We start from the raw sequence: 14,444 nt of genomic DNA on the forward strand, positions 1-14,444 counted from the left end.
AGGCCGACGGATGGTTACTGAAGCGTTAACATGCCCGATTGCGCGTCGACGGCCAAGGCCGATCGCGATCTTTCTCTGACAATATGGTCAACGCCGAGCGCTTCTTCCACGCTGACAGGCTCCTGAGCATATCCGTCGCGCACGGCGGCCTCGCACGCTTCCGCGACGTGTTTCGCTATACCCGAAAACGGGATGCGCCTGTCCAGGAACGCCTGAACGGCGATCTCGTTGGCGGCGTTGAGGACCGTGGCGAGCCCGCCGCCGTCCGCCAGCGCGTCGAGCGCCAGCTTCAACGCCGGGAATCTCTCGAAATCCGGCGCCTCGAAGGTCAATGAGCCGATCTGGGCGAAATCGAGACGCTTCGCCGGCGTGGTCAGCCGCTCGGGATAGGCGAGGCAGTGGGCGATGGGCACGCGCATGTCCGGCGGCGCCAGACCAGCCGTCACCGAGCCGTCCGCGAAGGTCACGAGACCGTGCACGATGGACTGCGGATGCACCACAACCTCAAGCTTTTCCGCAGGAACGCCAAAGAGATGATGCGCCTCGATGAGTTCGAGGCCCTTGTTCATCAGCCCGGCGGAGTCGACCGTCACCTTTGGCCCCATCGCCCAGTTGGGGTGGTTCAGCGCCTCGTCCACGGTCGCCGCGGCGATGCGCTCACGGCTCCAGGTGCGGAACGGGCCGCCCGAGGCGGTGACGATCATGCGCTCGATGCGGGATGGGTCCTCGCCGCCGAGCGCCTGGAAGATGGCGTTGTGCTCGCTGTCCACCGGAAGCAACGCGGCATTCGTCTTCTTCGCCGTGCGCATGAAGGGCGCGCCGGCGCAGACCAGACATTCCTTGTTGGCGAGCGCCACAGCCCGGCCGAGGGAAATCGCCGCATGGGTGGGCTCGACCCCGGCGGCTCCGACGATGGCGGACAGCACGAGATCGGCCTCCCGCACCGCCGCTTCGATCACGGCGTCGCGGCCGGCGGCGACCTGTATGTTCGTGCCCGAGAGCGCCTCCTTGAGCTCGGAATAGGCGCTTTCGTCCCGGACCGCCGCGAATTCAGCGCGAGTCCGGCGGGCGACGTCGGCCAGCGCGGCGGCGTCCCGGCCCCCGGCGACCGCCGCAACGCTGAAGCGCTCGGGATCGCGCTCGAGGAGATCGACGGTGGAGCGGCCGATCGAGCCTGTTGCGCCAAGAAGGACGATGCGGCGCGGCGCCTGCGCGCGCCCATTCGACTGTCCGTTTTTCAAACCCATGCCTTGATCACCAGAAAAAGAGATTGGCCGCAGCCGAAGCGTCGCCGCGCGCCAGCCCGATCGCCGCCGCGAAGACGCTGGCGAAAATGAAACCGTCCAGCCGATCCATCACCCCGCCGTGGCCGGGGATGAGCCGGCTCGAATCCTTCACGCCGAAGCGACGCTTGACGGAGGATTCCGCCAGGTCGCCCATCTGCGAGACGGCCGCGGCCACGAGGCCGACGGCGAAAATCTGGACGCTCGCGAGCGCCGGACCGCCGCCGAGCCAGACTGTCGCGAGGCCCAGCGCCGCCCCGCTGAGGACGCCGGTGATCGTGCCGGACCAGGTTTTGCCGGCGGAGACGCGCGGCCACAATTTCGGGCCGCCGATCAGGCGGCCGCCGAAATAGGCGAAGACGTCCGTTCCCCAGACGAGCGCGAACAGAAAGGCGATGGCGAGCAGGCCGGGACCCGGCGATTCGCGCAGCCAGCAGACGGCGAAAACCGGCGCGCTGGCGTAGATCACCCCGGCCGCGGCCCAGAGCCGCCGCTCGGGTCCGGCGAGCGCCGCCGCAGCGGCCCCGCAACCGGCCGCCGCCAGCGCGGCGTAAGCCGCGAGGCCATGGCGCCCCAGCAGGGCGGCGATCGCAACCGCGACCCCGCCCAGCACGAAGCGCCACTCGCGGCGTTCGCCGCCGATGAGGGTCTGCCATTCCCAATTGAGCGCGAGCCCCGCCAGCAGCCAGAAAAGCGTGAAGGCCACGCCGCCGACATAAAGCGTCGCGGCGGCCGCCGCGACCATGACGACGGCCGAGATGACACGGGGGCCGAGGTCGGCGAAACCGCCGCTTGCCGCCCCTGCTTTCTTTGGCGGCGCGCTCATGCCGCGAGACTTCCGCTCAAGCTGCGCACACTCCTCATGACGCCGTCTTGGCGCTGCGCGGCGCATCCGTCCGCCCCCCGAAGCGCCGCTCGCGATGGGCGTATTCCTCCAGCGCCGCCGCCATGGCCGCGCGGTCGAAATCCGGCCAGAGGATCGGCAAAAACACGAATTCCGCGTAGGCCGCCTGCCACAAGAGGAAATTGGACAGCCGCTGCTCGCCCGAGGTGCGAATGATGAGGTCCGGGTCTGGGATGTCCGCCGTGTCCAGCCGCGCGGCGATGGCTTCGGCGTCGATCTCCTCCGGGGTCAGCCGCCCCTCGGCCACCATCTGCGCCAGCGCGCGGGCGGCCGCGGCGATTTCCTGCCGCGCCCCGTAATTGAAGGCGACCACCAGCGTCAGGCCGGTGTTGGCCTGCGTCACCTGTTCCGCCTCCCTGAGGAGCCCGGCGATTTCCGGGGCGAGGTCGGCCCGCGCCCCAATGACCCGCACCCGCACATTATTCGCGTGGAGCTCGCTCAGATCGTTGCGGATGAAGCGGTGCAGCAGGCCGAGCAGGCTCTGCACCTCCTCGCGCGGCCGGGACCAGTTTTCAGCCGAAAAGGAATAGACCGTCAGGTAGGAGATCTTCAGATCGATCGCGGCCCGCACGGCCCGGCGCAGCGCCTCGACGCCACGGCGATGCCCCTCGAAACGCGGCAGGCCGCGGGCGGCGGCCCAGCGGCCGTTCCCGTCCATGATCAGCGCGACATGCCGCGGCCCCCGGGGAATGCCCAGCGCGGTCGCCGCAATGTCCAGAATCTCGCCTTCCGCCATCCTCAATTTCCAGTTCAGGAATTCCGAGCAGACAAGGCGGGCGCGGCGCCGCCGTTCTCCTATCGCAGCGGATCCGCGATCAGACCTGCATGATTTCCTTTTCCTTGGCGGCCAGCGCGGCGTCGATTTCCTTCACCGCCTCGTCGGTCGCCTTCTGCACCTCGGTCTCGTGCCGCTTTTCGTCATCCTCCGGAATCGCGTGATCCTTCAGGAGTTTCTTGAGAATGTCGAGCCCGTCGCGGCGCACATGGCGCACGGCGACCCGCGCGTCCTCGGCATATTTGTGGGCGACCTTGACCAGCTCCTTGCGGCGCTGTTCGTTGAGCTCGGGCATGCGGATGCGCAGGATCTGACCCTCGACCGTCGGCTGCAGACCCAGGTTCGCCTCGCGAATCGCCTTGTCCACCGCGATGACCAGGGCCTTGTCCCAGACCTGAACCGAGAGCATGCGCGGCTCGGGCACGCTGACGGTCGCGACCTGATTGAGCGGGGACACCGAGCCATAGGCGTCCACATGGACAGGATCAAGCAGGCTCGCCGCGGCGCGGCCGGTGCGAAGGCCGCCGAATTCATGCTTCAGCGTCGCGATCGCGCCCTGCATGCGGCGTTTCAAATCCGCGAGATCGAATTTATCCGTCATGATCTTTCAAACCTGTCTTGAATCCCCGCGCCGTGTGAGCGCGTTCAGGGATGATTGCCGGCGCCCGGGGCCACGGAGGCGACGGATCGCGAAGCAGCGACCCCTTATGGCATGTTTCGGGAGCTAACGCTCCAGAAGACGCGCGCGTTCACGGCGCAACCAGGGTCGACCGCCCCCCGCCGGACAGAACCGCGGCGATGGCGCCGGGCTCCCCGATGGAAAAAACGATGATGGGAATACGGTTCTCCCTCGCGAGGGCGAAGGCCGCCGTATCCATCACGGCAAGATTTTGCGCGATTGCCTCGTCATGGGTCAAGCGTTCGTAACGCCGCGCGGACGGGTCGCGCTTGGGATCGGCCGAGTAGACCCCGTCCACCTGCGTCGCCTTCAGCACCGCGTCCGCGGAGAGTTCGGCGGCGCGCAGCACGGCGCCCGTGTCGGTGGTGAAGAAGGGATTCCCCGTCCCGCCCGCCGCGATCACGACGCGGCCCTTGGCCAGATGGTGCAGCGCGGCGCGGCGGGAGAAGGACTCACACAGCGACGGCATCGGCACCGAGGATAGGCAGCGCGCCGGGCGCCCCTGCATTTCGACCGCCTGCTCCAGCGCCAGACCGTTCATCACGGTCGCCAGCATGCCGATCGAATCGGCGCGGGCGCGCTCGATGCCCGTTTCTGCGCCCTTGATCCCGCGAAAGAAATTGCCGCCGCCGACGACGACCGCGACCTCGTGGCCGGCCTCCGAGGCCGTCGCCAGATCCCTGGCGATTCTGGCGAGCGTCGCGGCGTCCAGCCCGTTCGGCGAAGGCCCCTGCAACGCCTCTCCCGACAGCTTCACGACCACGCGTTTATATCTCTTCGAGGCGTGGTCGGACATGTGCTGGTCTCGCTGGCTGGCTCGGGGAGGCGCGCTTTACATACGAATGGCGCGCCGCCTTCGCAAGTCGCAAGGGCTACGGCCCCGGCTCGCCGCCCGTGGCGCCATAGACCTGCCCCGTTGAAAAGCTCGATTCGCTCGAGGCGAGGAGCACATAGATCGGCGCAAGCTCGGCCGGCTGGCCAGGGCGGCCCAGCGGCGTGTCGGCGCCGAATTTGGTCAGATGCTCCTGTGTCTGGCCGCCGGACGGCTGCAATGGGGTCCAGACCGGACCGGGCGCCACGGCGTTGACCCGGATGCCTTTCGAAGCCATCTGCGCGGCGAGGCACCAGGAGAAATTCAGGATCGCCGCCTTGGTGGCGGAATAGTCGAGAAGCTGCTTCGACGGATCGAAGGCCGTGATCGACGCCGTGTTGATGATGCTGGAGCCCGGCGGCATGTGCGGGATCGCCGCCTTGGTGATCCAGAACAGCGCATAGAGGTTGGTCCGGAACGTCCAGTCCAGATCCTCGGTCGTGATCTCCAAAATCGACGCCCGCGCCTGCTGGCGGGCGGCGTTGTTGACCAGAATGTCGAGCCCGCCGAGCTCGTTGACGGCGTCGGACACGAGCTTCTTGCAGAAGTCCTCGTCGCGGATGTCGCCGGGGATGCAGGCCGCCTTGCCGCCGGCGTCGCAGATCAGCCCCGCCACCTCCCGCGCGTCCGGCTCCTCCTCGGGAAGATAGTTGATGGCGACGTCGGCCCCCTCCCGCGCGAAAGCGATGGCCGCCGCGCGGCCGATGCCCGAGTCGCCGCCGGTGATCAGCGCCTTGCGCCCGGCCAGCCGTCCCGATCCCTGATAGCTGGTCTCGCCGTGGTCGGGGCGCGGGATCATTTTGGAGGCGAGACCCGGCCATGGCTGCGGCTGCTTCTCGAAAGGCGGCCTGGGATAGAGATTGCGCGGATCGCGCAGGCTGGCGGCGGGGATCGCCGGCGGCGCGGCGTCGGTCTCGATCCCGTTCACCGACACCGATTCCTGAATCGCTTCGCTGATTGTCTGTTCATGCGCAACCATCGCCGTCCTCCCGCCGCTTGCCGATGCGGCGAAACGCCGGGGAAAGGGGAATGTTTCGGTCAATGGGTGAGGCGCGGACGCACGGCGGCGGCTTACGGAAGCGCCTCGCGCAGGGCGCTCAGATAGTCACCCAGAGTCGCGTCGAGCCGCTCGTGCATCAGGGTTTGATAAGGACCCATCTCCTCGGCGGGAGAGGCCCGTTCGAGGCTGTCGAGATAGGCCTTGCGGTCTTCGGGGCGCACGGCGACCGGCGGATAGCCGCCACGAATCAGCAGCAAATTCATGAGGAGCCGCGCCGTACGGCCATTGCCGTCGCCGAAAGGGGGGATCGCCGTCAGGCGAAAATGCGCGTTAAAAGCTGATTCCGGCCCCGGCGTCGCGGCTTCCAGCCAGGCGCCGAACGCCTCCATGAGCTGCGGAATTTTTGCTGGGTTCGGGAAAACCACGGGCGAGCCGGCGATCCTTCGCGGATTGCGGCTGTAGATCCCCGCGATGTCCGGCTGGCTGCGCGCGACGATTCGCCGATGCAGTTCGCAGACCACGTTTTCAGTGACCGGGGCCGGCGAAGCCGCCAGTGAGCGCATCCAGAGCAGCGCCTCGTAACGATCGACGGCCTCGAGGTGGTCGCGCAGGGATTTGCCGCCAACCGTTATGCCATGCTCGATGACCTCCGCCGTTTCCCGCAGGGTCAGGGTGTTTCCCTCGATCGCATTCGACGTATAGGTGAGATCGACGTCGTAATGCTTCTGAAGCTGGGCCAGGACGGAGGCGGACAGCGGGCGCAGCCGGTCAAGTTCGGCCTTTTTCTGTTTGATGCTCGCGGTCAGCGTTTCGGGCATTGTCCATCCATATCACACCGAGCGCGTATTTATGTCTTGCCACGCCTCCCCCAAACACAAAGGCCGGAGCTTTCGCCCCGGCCCCGCAAACATCCATGGAAAGGGACGTCAGCCCTTGGCGGCGGCCGCCACTTCCGCGGCGAAGTCGCTGGTCTGCTTCTCGATGCCCTCGCCCAGCGCATAGCGGATGAAGCCCTTGATGGCGATCGGCGCGCCGGCCTTGCCTTCGAGCTCCTTCACCGCCTGAGCGACGGTCTTGCCGTTGTGCTCGGGATGGTTCGAGGGCTGATCGAGCAAGCAGACTTCCTTGGCGAAGGTCTTGACGCCCGACTCGACGATCTTGGCCAGCACATTCTCCGGCTTGCCGGCGTTCTTCTCGCGCAGCAGATTCGCCTCGCGCTCCACCACGGCCGGATCGAGGCCGGCGGCGTCCATCGCCTGCGGATTGGCCGAGGCGACATGCATGGCGATCTCGCGGGCGAGCTTGGCCAGCACCTCCTTGTCGCCGGTCGACTCCAGCGCGACGATGACGGCCATCTTGCCCTGGCCGTCGACGACCTGGCCGTGCACGTAACGGCCGACGACGCCGTCGCCCACCGAGAGCGACGCGGCGCGGCGCAGCGTCAGGTTCTCGCCGATGGTGGCGATGCCGCTGGTGATGTTCTCGGCGACCGTGCCGCCGCCCGGATAGGCCTGCGCGGAGAGTTCGGCCGCGTCGGTCTTGCCGGTCTTCAGCGCGACTTCGGCGATGTTCTTCACGAGCGTCTGGAAGTCCGCGTTGCGCGACACGAAGTCGGTCTCAGAGTTCACTTCGACGACGACGCCCGTCTTGTCGCCGGTCAACGCCGCGACGAGGCCCTCGGCCGCGACGCGGTCGGCCTTCTTGGCGGCCTTGGAGAGGCCCTTCTTGCGCAGCCAGTCGACCGCGGCCTCGAACTCGCCTTCGGTCGCGGTCAGCGCCGCCTTGCAATCCATCATGCCGGCGCCGGTGCTCTCACGCAGTTCCTTGACGAGGGCGGCGGTAATCGTGGCCATGGTCGAAATCCTTCTGTTTGGCGCTCGTCGGACGCGAGTAGACGTCCGGGCGCCCGGGGCGTGTATTGCGACGGGCGCCGGCTCAGGAAAGAGCCGGCGCCCGACGGTTAAGGTCGAAAGGTGACAGTGCGGCGTTACGCGGAAAGAAGCGCGCGCGCCTGATCAATCCAGCCGTCGCGGGCGATGCGGCCGTTGAGCTTGAGCTCGGCGTCCACCTTCTCGACGTCCGCCGGCGTCATCGCGGCGAGCTGCCAGTAATGGAAGACGCCGGCGTCATTGAGCTTCTTGACAAGCTGCGGGCCGACGCCGTTCAGCTTGGCGAGGTCGTCCGGCGCGCCGCGGGGGGCGGCCAGAAGCTCGAAAGCCTCGGTCGCCTCATAGGCGTTCGCGGACTCGGCGGCGAGAGCCGGCTCGGCGACCGGCGCCTCCGCCGCGCCGAGATCGACGCCCAGGGCGCCCTGGCTGCGCGAAATGCCGTCGATCGCCGCCTTGGCGATGAGATCGCAATAGAGCGCGATCGCGCGGCCTGCGTCGTCATTGCCCGGAATCGGGAAGGAGACGCCGTCCGGATCGCAGTTGGTGTCGAGAATCGCGACGACCGGGATCTTGAGGCGGTTCGCCTCCTTGATCGCGAGCTGCTCCTTGTTGGTGTCGATGACGAAGATCAGGTCGGGCGTGCCGCCCATGTCCTTGATGCCGCCGAGAGCCTTCTCGAGCTTGTCGCGCTCGCGCGTCAGCAGCAGGCGCTCTTTCTTGGTCACGCCCTGGGCGCCGGCCGAGAGGATGTCGTCGAGCTTGCGCAGGCGGTTGATGGAGCCCGAAATGGTCTTCCAGTTGGTCAGCGTGCCGCCGAGCCAGCGGGAGTTGATGTAATATTGCGCGCTGCGCTTGGCGGCGTCGGCGATCTGGTCCTGCGCCTGGCGCTTGGTGCCGACGAACAGCACGCGGCCGCCGCGGGCGACCGTGTCTGAAACCAGCTTCAGCGCCTGATGCAGCATCGGCACCGTCTGGGCGAGGTCGATGATGTGAATATTGTTGCGGGCGCCGAAGATGAACGGCGCCATCTTCGGGTTCCAGCGATGCGCCTGGTGGCCGAAATGGGCGCCGGCCTCGAGAAGGCCGCGCATGGTGAAGTCAGGAAGCGCCATTTTATTTTTCTCCGGTTGAGCCGCGGCGAAGGGGGAAGAGGCCGGAAAACCGGCCACCGGAACGGCGTCTTGATCAGACGTCGCGATGCCATCGCCTGTGGAATGCGCGCGCTTATAGGCGAAGCGCCCAAAAGGAGCAATAGTCTCCATGCGCTCTCCCCCGCTCTTTCGACAGCCCCGCGAGGGGGCCGCCGGCGGCCGGGGGCTCCCGCCGAAGTTTCGTTTTTTCGCCGCAAAAAATTTTTCGACCCGCGACCAGTTGTCGCATGCCAACACACTGATTTGAAAGATATTTCATGCGATTTGACCGAGGCAAAAATAGGTGTGGGAGGCGCATTGCCAAGCGTTTTGAATCGAGCTAGGGTTACTCCCGATGCGGCAAGCATTCTGGTTTAAAAAAACAACAGGGGGAAAACGCATGGCCGTCAACGTTCACAGCTCCGGCGACATTGGCAAGATGCTCATCTGGGTTGCCGCCTTCGTCGGCTTCATCGTCGTCGCTCTCACGTGGGTTCCGGACTGGATCTCCCCCGAGGGCAGCAACGGCACGGGTAACAACCGTGAAGCTCTCGGCACCGCCGGCACCGGCGCTACCGCGCGCATGATTCAGTAATATACCCCCGCCTGTGGACTTGCCGGGGGCTAACCCTCCCGGCTTTGTCTGTAGGCAAGGGAGATCAGCCGTTCGCGGCGCGATCGATTTGGAGCCGACGCTCTCGACTTGTTCGGGCGTCGGCTTCCGCTTTTTAGGCCGCCCGTTCTTGTTCGGCCGCCCGTTCTTGGGAGCGGGGAGCTTTTCGCCTGTCGCTACTCGGCCGGGGGCCTGGTTCTGTTCGGCTCTTTGGGCCGCCCCGTCTTGGAATCGAGAAGGTTGTCCGTTCCTGCGCGACCGATGCGTGGCCAATGCGACGCCCCGCGCCTTGCACTTTCGCCATGCGGCGGCTTCCCGAGGCGCCTCGCAATGAGCGCGACAATCGCGCCCGCGCCGCGTTCCAGCGCCGTTGCGCCCTGTCTGGAAGAGTCCGGACCAACATTTGCGCCTGGAGAAAGCGTCAAATGAACCGGCTCCGGGCCGACCTCCTCCTTCTGCTCGTCGCCTGCATCTGGGGCGCTGCTTTCATTGCGCAAAAACAGGCCAATGAGAACATGGGTCCGGTCAGTTTCGTCGGCCTGCGCTTCCTTCTGTCCTGGATGATGCTGGCGCCGGTCGCTTTCTACGAGCACGTGAAAAATGGCCGGCGCCCTTTGCGCGGAGCGGACGTCGCCCTCGCCGGGCTGATCGGCCTGTGCCTTTTCGCCGGCGCGAGCCTGCAACAGATGGGCCTCGTCGCGACGACCGCCACCAACGGCGGATTTCTCACGGCTCTTTATGTGATTCTCGTCCCGGTCATCGTCTGGGCGGTCACCGGGGCCAGGCCGAGAGGCATGGTGCTGTTCGCAAGCCTTCTTTCGATCGCCGGCAGTTGGCTCATCACGGAGACAGGCCATTTCGAGCAATGGAGTCGCGGCGATGCGCTGATCCTGATCGCGGACGTTGCATGGGCCGGCGCGATCAGCCTGGCGCCGATCTTCCTGAGTCGGACCGATCGGCCGTTCTTTCTCGCGTTCACACAATATGGCGTCACCGCCGTTCTCGGCCTGATGATCGGGCTCGGTTCCGAGCCTTTGTCCAGCGAGGGCGTCATCGCGGCCTTGCCCTCGATCTTCTTCGCCGGCCTGTGCTCCGGCGGCTTTGCCTACACGCTGCAAATTCTCGCGCAGAGATATACGCCCCCCGCCGAAGCCGCCCTGATCCTGTCGCTTGAAAGCGTTTTCGCCGCGCTCTCCGGGGCGATTCTGCTATCCGAACGTCTGACTGGCTCGGCGTTCCTCGGCTGCGCGCTCATTCTGCTCGGGGTCATCCTCGCCGAAGCCGCTGCGACCCTGCGGGCCATCCGGTTTCGCGTCCGCCGCCGCACCCCGGGCTGAACGCCGCGACCCGAAAAGCCCTTGGCGCCAAGGCCGCCTGCGCATACGGTTCCCGCGCACGCCGCGAAAACCAGAAGAACAGGAGCGGAAGCCTGCGATGGACCTCAACACCGCGATCCGGTTTTCCGTCAAACGGGTGTCTTACGAGCTCTTTACGGCAGGCTCGATCTTTTCCGTCTATTCTCTCGCGTCGTCATTTTGCGTGGCGCTCCTCGCCCTCGCCTATCGGCAAAAACGCCGCCGGGGGCGCATCAATTCAAGAGCCGTTCTCCGGGCGATCCTGTCGAAGAACGTGCTGGCCCGCGAATCCTTTCACGCCGATGTGAAGCTCTTCGTCCTGAGCGTCGTCTTCATGCCCGCCGTCATCGGCGGCCTCGTGATCTCGACGGCCGCCGTGTCGACCGGCGTCAAGGCGCTTCTGACGAGCGCCTTTGGCCCGATGGCGCCTGTCGAATGCTGCGACCTGACTCTCAAACTCGTCTCGACGCTGATCCTGTTCCTCGCCTATGAAATCGGCTACTGGGTCGACCACTATCTCAAGCACCGCGTCCCATTCCTGTGGGAGCTCCACAAGCTGCACCACACGGCCGACGTGCTGACCCCGCTGACCAATTTCCGCAATCACCCGATCGACAGCGTCGTCTTCGGATATATGCTCGCACTCTTCATCGGCGGGGCGTCCGGCCTGCTCGGATGGCTCTTCGGCCGAAACGCCGAAACGTTCTCGGTCGACGGCAAGAACATCCTTTTCCTTTGTTTTCTCTGGACGATCGGACATCTCCAGCATTCCGAATTCTGGATTCCGTTCCGGGGCGTCTGGGGGCGCCTCATCCTCAGTCCCGCGCATCACCAGATCCACCATTCGGACGATCCCAGGCATTTCAACCGCAATCTCGGCAGCGTTCTGGCCATCTGGGACTGGATGTTCGGGACCCTCGAAATCCCCACGGAAAAAAATCCGCGCCTGTCTTACGGCGTGCGCGAGGAGGGCGTCGCGCAACATTCGACCTTCGGCATTCTGGCGACGCCGGCCGTCAGGGCGGCTGCCGAGCTCTGGAGCGCGCTCCTCTCGCTTCCGAAAGCCGTCCTCGACCTGTGGAGGTCCGTCGCCTTTCCGGCCGGGACGCGGCGCGACGCGTGACGCCGCCCGGAGCGGCCTAGAATTCAATGCCCTCCTGCGCCTTCACGCCCGCCGCGAAGTGATGCTTCACCAGCGTCATCTCGGTGACGAGATCCGCCGCCGCGACCAGTTCGGGTTTCGCGTTCCGCCCGGTGACGACGACATGCAGGTCGGGCCGACGCGCGCCCAGCCGGGCGACGACCTCCGCAAGCGGCAGATGCTCGTAGCGCAAGGAGATATTCAGTTCGTCGAGCACCAGCAGGCGAATCTCGGGATCGTCCATCAGCTCGCACGCCTTGTCCCAGGCGCGGCGGGCGGCGGCCTCGTCGCGGGCCCGGTCCTGCGTCTCCCAGGTGAATCCCTCGCCGAGCGTGTGCCAGGAGACGGCGCCGAGCTTTTCGAGCATGTCGCGTTCGCCGCTGCGCCACTGGCCCTTGCCGAATTGCACGACGCCAACCTTCCAGCCATGGCCGAGCGCCCGCAGCGCGAGACCGAAGGCCGCTGTGGATTTGCCCTTCCCCGGTCCGGTGTGGACCATCAGCAGCCCTTTTTCGGAAATGGCCTTGCCCGCCACCTCCGCGTCCTGCACAGCCTTGCGCTTTTCCATCTTCTCGCGGTGGCGGCGCGCGTCGTCGTTTTCCGGACCGTCTGTCAAGGCAACTCCCCGCCGTTTGACGAATGGATGACCTGCGCATATGACTGGCGACGACGGTCCTTCGCAAGGAGGCAAAGAGGGAACGCGGTGCGGGCGCAGGCCCAACGCCGCGGCTGCCCCCGCAACTGTAACCGGGAAGGCCGCGCCTTCCGCCACTGGGCGAACGCCTGGGAAGGCGGCGCGGATGATGGACCCGGGAGCCAGGAGACCTGCCGTCGTGGCGACAGCGATCGCCTGTCCGAAAGAAAACGCCGCCGGTGGGGCGGCAGGGAGACGCTCATGACGACCAACACCGCCGCCGTCCGCACGCTCGCGACCGGAAAGATCGAGACGCTGAAGGCCGCTTTCGTTGCGCTGATTCTCGGCCTCGGCCTCGTCTATGGCGCCGGCTTCGCCAACTCCGAAGGCGTGCACGACGCGGCGCATGACTCGCGCCACGCGCTCTCCTTCCCCTGCCACTGACCGCACCTTCACGCGACCCGTGATCGCGCGCCTTCTGGCGGCCGGCCTTGTCGCCGGCGTTGTTGCGGGCCTCGCCGTCGCGGCCCTGCAGCACGTCACCACAACCCCGCTCATCCTCGCCGCCGAGGTTTATGAGGCGGCCCAGCACGCCCATGACGCCGTGGCGGAGCACGCCGGCCCGGCCTTCGAGGGCCTGCGCCGCACGGCGGCCACCAGCGTCGCGACCATCGCGGTCTCCATCGGCTATGCGCTGATCCTGCTGGCCGGCATGACCTTCTCGGGCGAGCGGATCGGCCCGCGCCGCGCCGCCCTGTGGGGCGCCTGCGCCTTCGCCGCCACCGGCCTCGCGACGAGCCTGGGCCTTGCGCCGCAGCTTCCCGGCGCGGCGGAGACCGATCTCGCCGGCCGCCAGCTCTGGTGGATCGCGACCGCCGCCGCGACCGGCGGCGGCATCTACGCCCTGCTCCGCCTCGACTCCGTCGGCGCGAAACTCATCGGCGCCGCGCTGATCGTCGCGCCGCATTTCTTCTGGCCGACCCCGGCCACGCCCGAAAGCACGGTTCCGGCCGAAATCGCCGCGCGTTTCGCGGCGGCGTCGCTCGCCGTGCAGGCCGCCTGCTGGGTGCTCGCCGGCGCGCTGGCCGGTCTCGTCTGGCGTCTCATCTCCCGCGACGACCCGGAGGCCGCATGAGCGCGTCAAAAATCCCGGCCACCATCGTCACCGGCTTTCTCGGCGCGGGCAAGACGACGCTTATTCGAAACGTGCTGGAGAACGCCGGGGACCGCCGCCTGGCGCTGGTCATCAACGAGTTCGGCGACGTGGGCGTCGATGGCGACATCCTGCGCGCCTGCGGCGTCGAGAGCTGCCCGGAAGAGAATATCGTCGAACTCGCCAACGGCTGCCTCTGCTGCACCGTCGCGGATGATTTCGTGCCGGCGATCGAGGCGCTGCTCGCGCATGAGAAGCGGCCCGATCACATCATCATCGAGACCTCGGGGCTCGCTCTGCCGAAGCCGCTGGTGAAGGCCTTCGACTGGCCGGCCATCCGCTCCAAGCTCACCGTGGACGGGGTGATCGCGGTCGTCGACGGCAAGGCGGTGGCGGAAGGGCGTTTCGCCGACGACCTCGACGCCATTGCGCGCGAACGCGCCGAGACCGAAAACATCGACCACGACAATCCGCTCGAAGAAGTGTTCGAGGATCAGCTCGCCTGCGCCGATCTCATCATCCTCAACAAGACGGATTTGATCGACGAAGCAGAGGAACGCGACGTCGCCGCGCAACTCGCCGCCGGCGCCCGCGCGGAGGCGAAGGTGGTGCGCGCGCGCGAGGGGCGCGTCGACCCGCTGGTGCTGCTCGGTCTCGCGGCGGCGGCGGAGGACGATCTCCACAATCGCCCGTCGCATCACGACGCCGAACCGGACCATGACCACGACGACTTCGACAGTTTCGTCGTGGAGCTCGCAGCGGTCGCCGACCCTGCCGCGCTCGTCGCCAGGATCGCCGAGGCCGCCCGCGCCCATAACGTCCTGCGCGTGAAGGGCTTTGTCGAAGTGGCGGGCAAACCCATGCGCCTGCTGGTGCAGGGCGTCGGCGCGCGCATCCAGCACCATTTCGACCGCGCCTGGAAGCCGGGCGAGGCGCGCGCGAGCCGCCTCGTCGTCATCGGCGAAAAGGGCCTCGACCGCGACGCCGTCACCGCCCTGCTGGCGCAGCCGTGACGCG

Annotated in this window: 16 protein-coding genes and 1 riboswitch; of the genes, 6 read left to right on the forward strand and 10 right to left on the reverse strand. The window is 66.9% G+C overall.

Features of this window, described 5'->3' with window-relative positions:
• Positions 1-14: 14 nt before the first annotated feature.
• The 9 genes from dxr to ACR652_RS26605 all read right to left on the reverse strand — a co-directional run bounded on the left by dxr (position 15) and on the right by ACR652_RS26605 (position 8,513).
• Positions 15-1,247, reverse strand: coding sequence for a 1-deoxy-D-xylulose-5-phosphate reductoisomerase (gene dxr / locus ACR652_RS26565; protein WP_434509487.1), 1,233 nt, complete (start codon positions 1,245-1,247; stop codon positions 15-17).
• 7 nt (positions 1,248-1,254) lie between these two features.
• Positions 1,255-2,109, reverse strand: coding sequence for a phosphatidate cytidylyltransferase (locus tag ACR652_RS26570; RefSeq protein ID WP_434509488.1), 855 nt, complete (start codon positions 2,107-2,109; stop codon positions 1,255-1,257).
• Between the two features lie 34 nt (positions 2,110-2,143).
• Positions 2,144-2,923 carry an isoprenyl transferase gene (locus ACR652_RS26575; protein ID WP_434509489.1) on the reverse strand — a complete coding sequence of 260 codons (780 nt, stop codon included), beginning with the start codon at positions 2,921-2,923 and terminating at the stop codon, positions 2,144-2,146.
• Between the two features lie 79 nt (positions 2,924-3,002).
• Positions 3,003-3,563, reverse strand: coding sequence for a ribosome recycling factor (gene frr / locus ACR652_RS26580; RefSeq protein WP_434509490.1), 561 nt, complete (start codon positions 3,561-3,563; stop codon positions 3,003-3,005).
• Between the two features lie 148 nt (positions 3,564-3,711).
• On the reverse strand, positions 3,712-4,437 hold the full coding sequence (pyrH, locus tag ACR652_RS26585; RefSeq protein WP_434509491.1) for a UMP kinase: 726 nt from the start codon (positions 4,435-4,437) through the stop codon (positions 3,712-3,714).
• Between the two features lie 76 nt (positions 4,438-4,513).
• Positions 4,514-5,491 carry an SDR family oxidoreductase gene (locus tag ACR652_RS26590; RefSeq protein ID WP_434509492.1) on the reverse strand — a complete coding sequence of 326 codons (978 nt, stop codon included), beginning with the start codon at positions 5,489-5,491 and terminating at the stop codon, positions 4,514-4,516.
• A gap of 92 nt (positions 5,492-5,583) precedes the next feature.
• A complete protein-coding gene (locus ACR652_RS26595; RefSeq protein ID WP_434509493.1) occupies positions 5,584-6,330 on the reverse strand; it encodes a Fic family protein in 747 nt (248 codons plus the stop codon).
• Positions 6,331-6,438: 108 nt separating this feature from the next.
• A complete protein-coding gene (tsf, locus tag ACR652_RS26600) occupies positions 6,439-7,365 on the reverse strand; it encodes a translation elongation factor Ts (RefSeq protein WP_434509494.1) in 927 nt (308 codons plus the stop codon).
• Between the two features lie 134 nt (positions 7,366-7,499).
• On the reverse strand, positions 7,500-8,513 hold the full coding sequence (locus tag ACR652_RS26605) for a 30S ribosomal protein S2 (protein ID WP_434509495.1): 1,014 nt from the start codon (positions 8,511-8,513) through the stop codon (positions 7,500-7,502).
• Between the two features lie 418 nt (positions 8,514-8,931).
• Between ACR652_RS26605 and ACR652_RS26610 the strand changes: the two genes are divergently transcribed.
• From ACR652_RS26610 to ACR652_RS26620, 3 genes are all read left to right on the forward strand, one after another.
• Entirely contained in the window at positions 8,932-9,126 is a 195-nt protein-coding gene (locus ACR652_RS26610; RefSeq protein ID WP_434509496.1) for a hypothetical protein, read from the forward strand.
• Between the two features lie 443 nt (positions 9,127-9,569).
• Positions 9,570-10,481, forward strand: a complete 912-nt coding sequence (locus ACR652_RS26615; RefSeq protein WP_434509497.1) for a DMT family transporter — start codon at positions 9,570-9,572, stop codon at positions 10,479-10,481.
• A gap of 97 nt (positions 10,482-10,578) precedes the next feature.
• Positions 10,579-11,622: a sterol desaturase family protein gene (locus tag ACR652_RS26620; RefSeq protein WP_434509498.1), complete on the forward strand. Its 1,044-nt coding sequence runs from the start codon at positions 10,579-10,581 to the stop codon at positions 11,620-11,622.
• Between the two features lie 16 nt (positions 11,623-11,638).
• On the opposite strand, the gene cobO is transcribed toward ACR652_RS26620, so the two are convergent.
• Positions 11,639-12,256, reverse strand: coding sequence for a cob(I)yrinic acid a,c-diamide adenosyltransferase (cobO, locus tag ACR652_RS26625; protein ID WP_434509499.1), 618 nt, complete (start codon positions 12,254-12,256; stop codon positions 11,639-11,641).
• 37 nt (positions 12,257-12,293) lie between these two features.
• Positions 12,294-12,487, forward strand: a riboswitch (cobalamin riboswitch).
• Between the two features lie 48 nt (positions 12,488-12,535).
• Between cobO and ACR652_RS26630 the strand changes: the two genes are divergently transcribed.
• From ACR652_RS26630 to cobW, 3 genes are read left to right on the forward strand one after another with little or no spacing between them, the layout of a single operon-like run.
• Positions 12,536-12,718 carry a CbtB domain-containing protein gene (locus ACR652_RS26630; RefSeq protein ID WP_434509500.1) on the forward strand — a complete coding sequence of 61 codons (183 nt, stop codon included), beginning with the start codon at positions 12,536-12,538 and terminating at the stop codon, positions 12,716-12,718.
• Entirely contained in the window at positions 12,681-13,409 is a 729-nt protein-coding gene (locus ACR652_RS26635; RefSeq protein WP_434509501.1) for a CbtA family protein, read from the forward strand. Before ACR652_RS26630 ends, ACR652_RS26635 begins: the two co-directional genes overlap by 38 nt.
• Entirely contained in the window at positions 13,406-14,440 is a 1,035-nt protein-coding gene (cobW, locus tag ACR652_RS26640) for a cobalamin biosynthesis protein CobW (protein WP_434509502.1), read from the forward strand. Before ACR652_RS26635 ends, cobW begins: the two co-directional genes overlap by 4 nt.
• The last annotated feature ends 4 nt before the right edge of the window (positions 14,441-14,444 follow it).

The sequence above is a fragment of the Methylocystis sp. genome (assembly GCF_051061225.1).
Taxonomy (GTDB): domain Bacteria; phylum Pseudomonadota; class Alphaproteobacteria; order Rhizobiales; family Beijerinckiaceae; genus Methylocystis.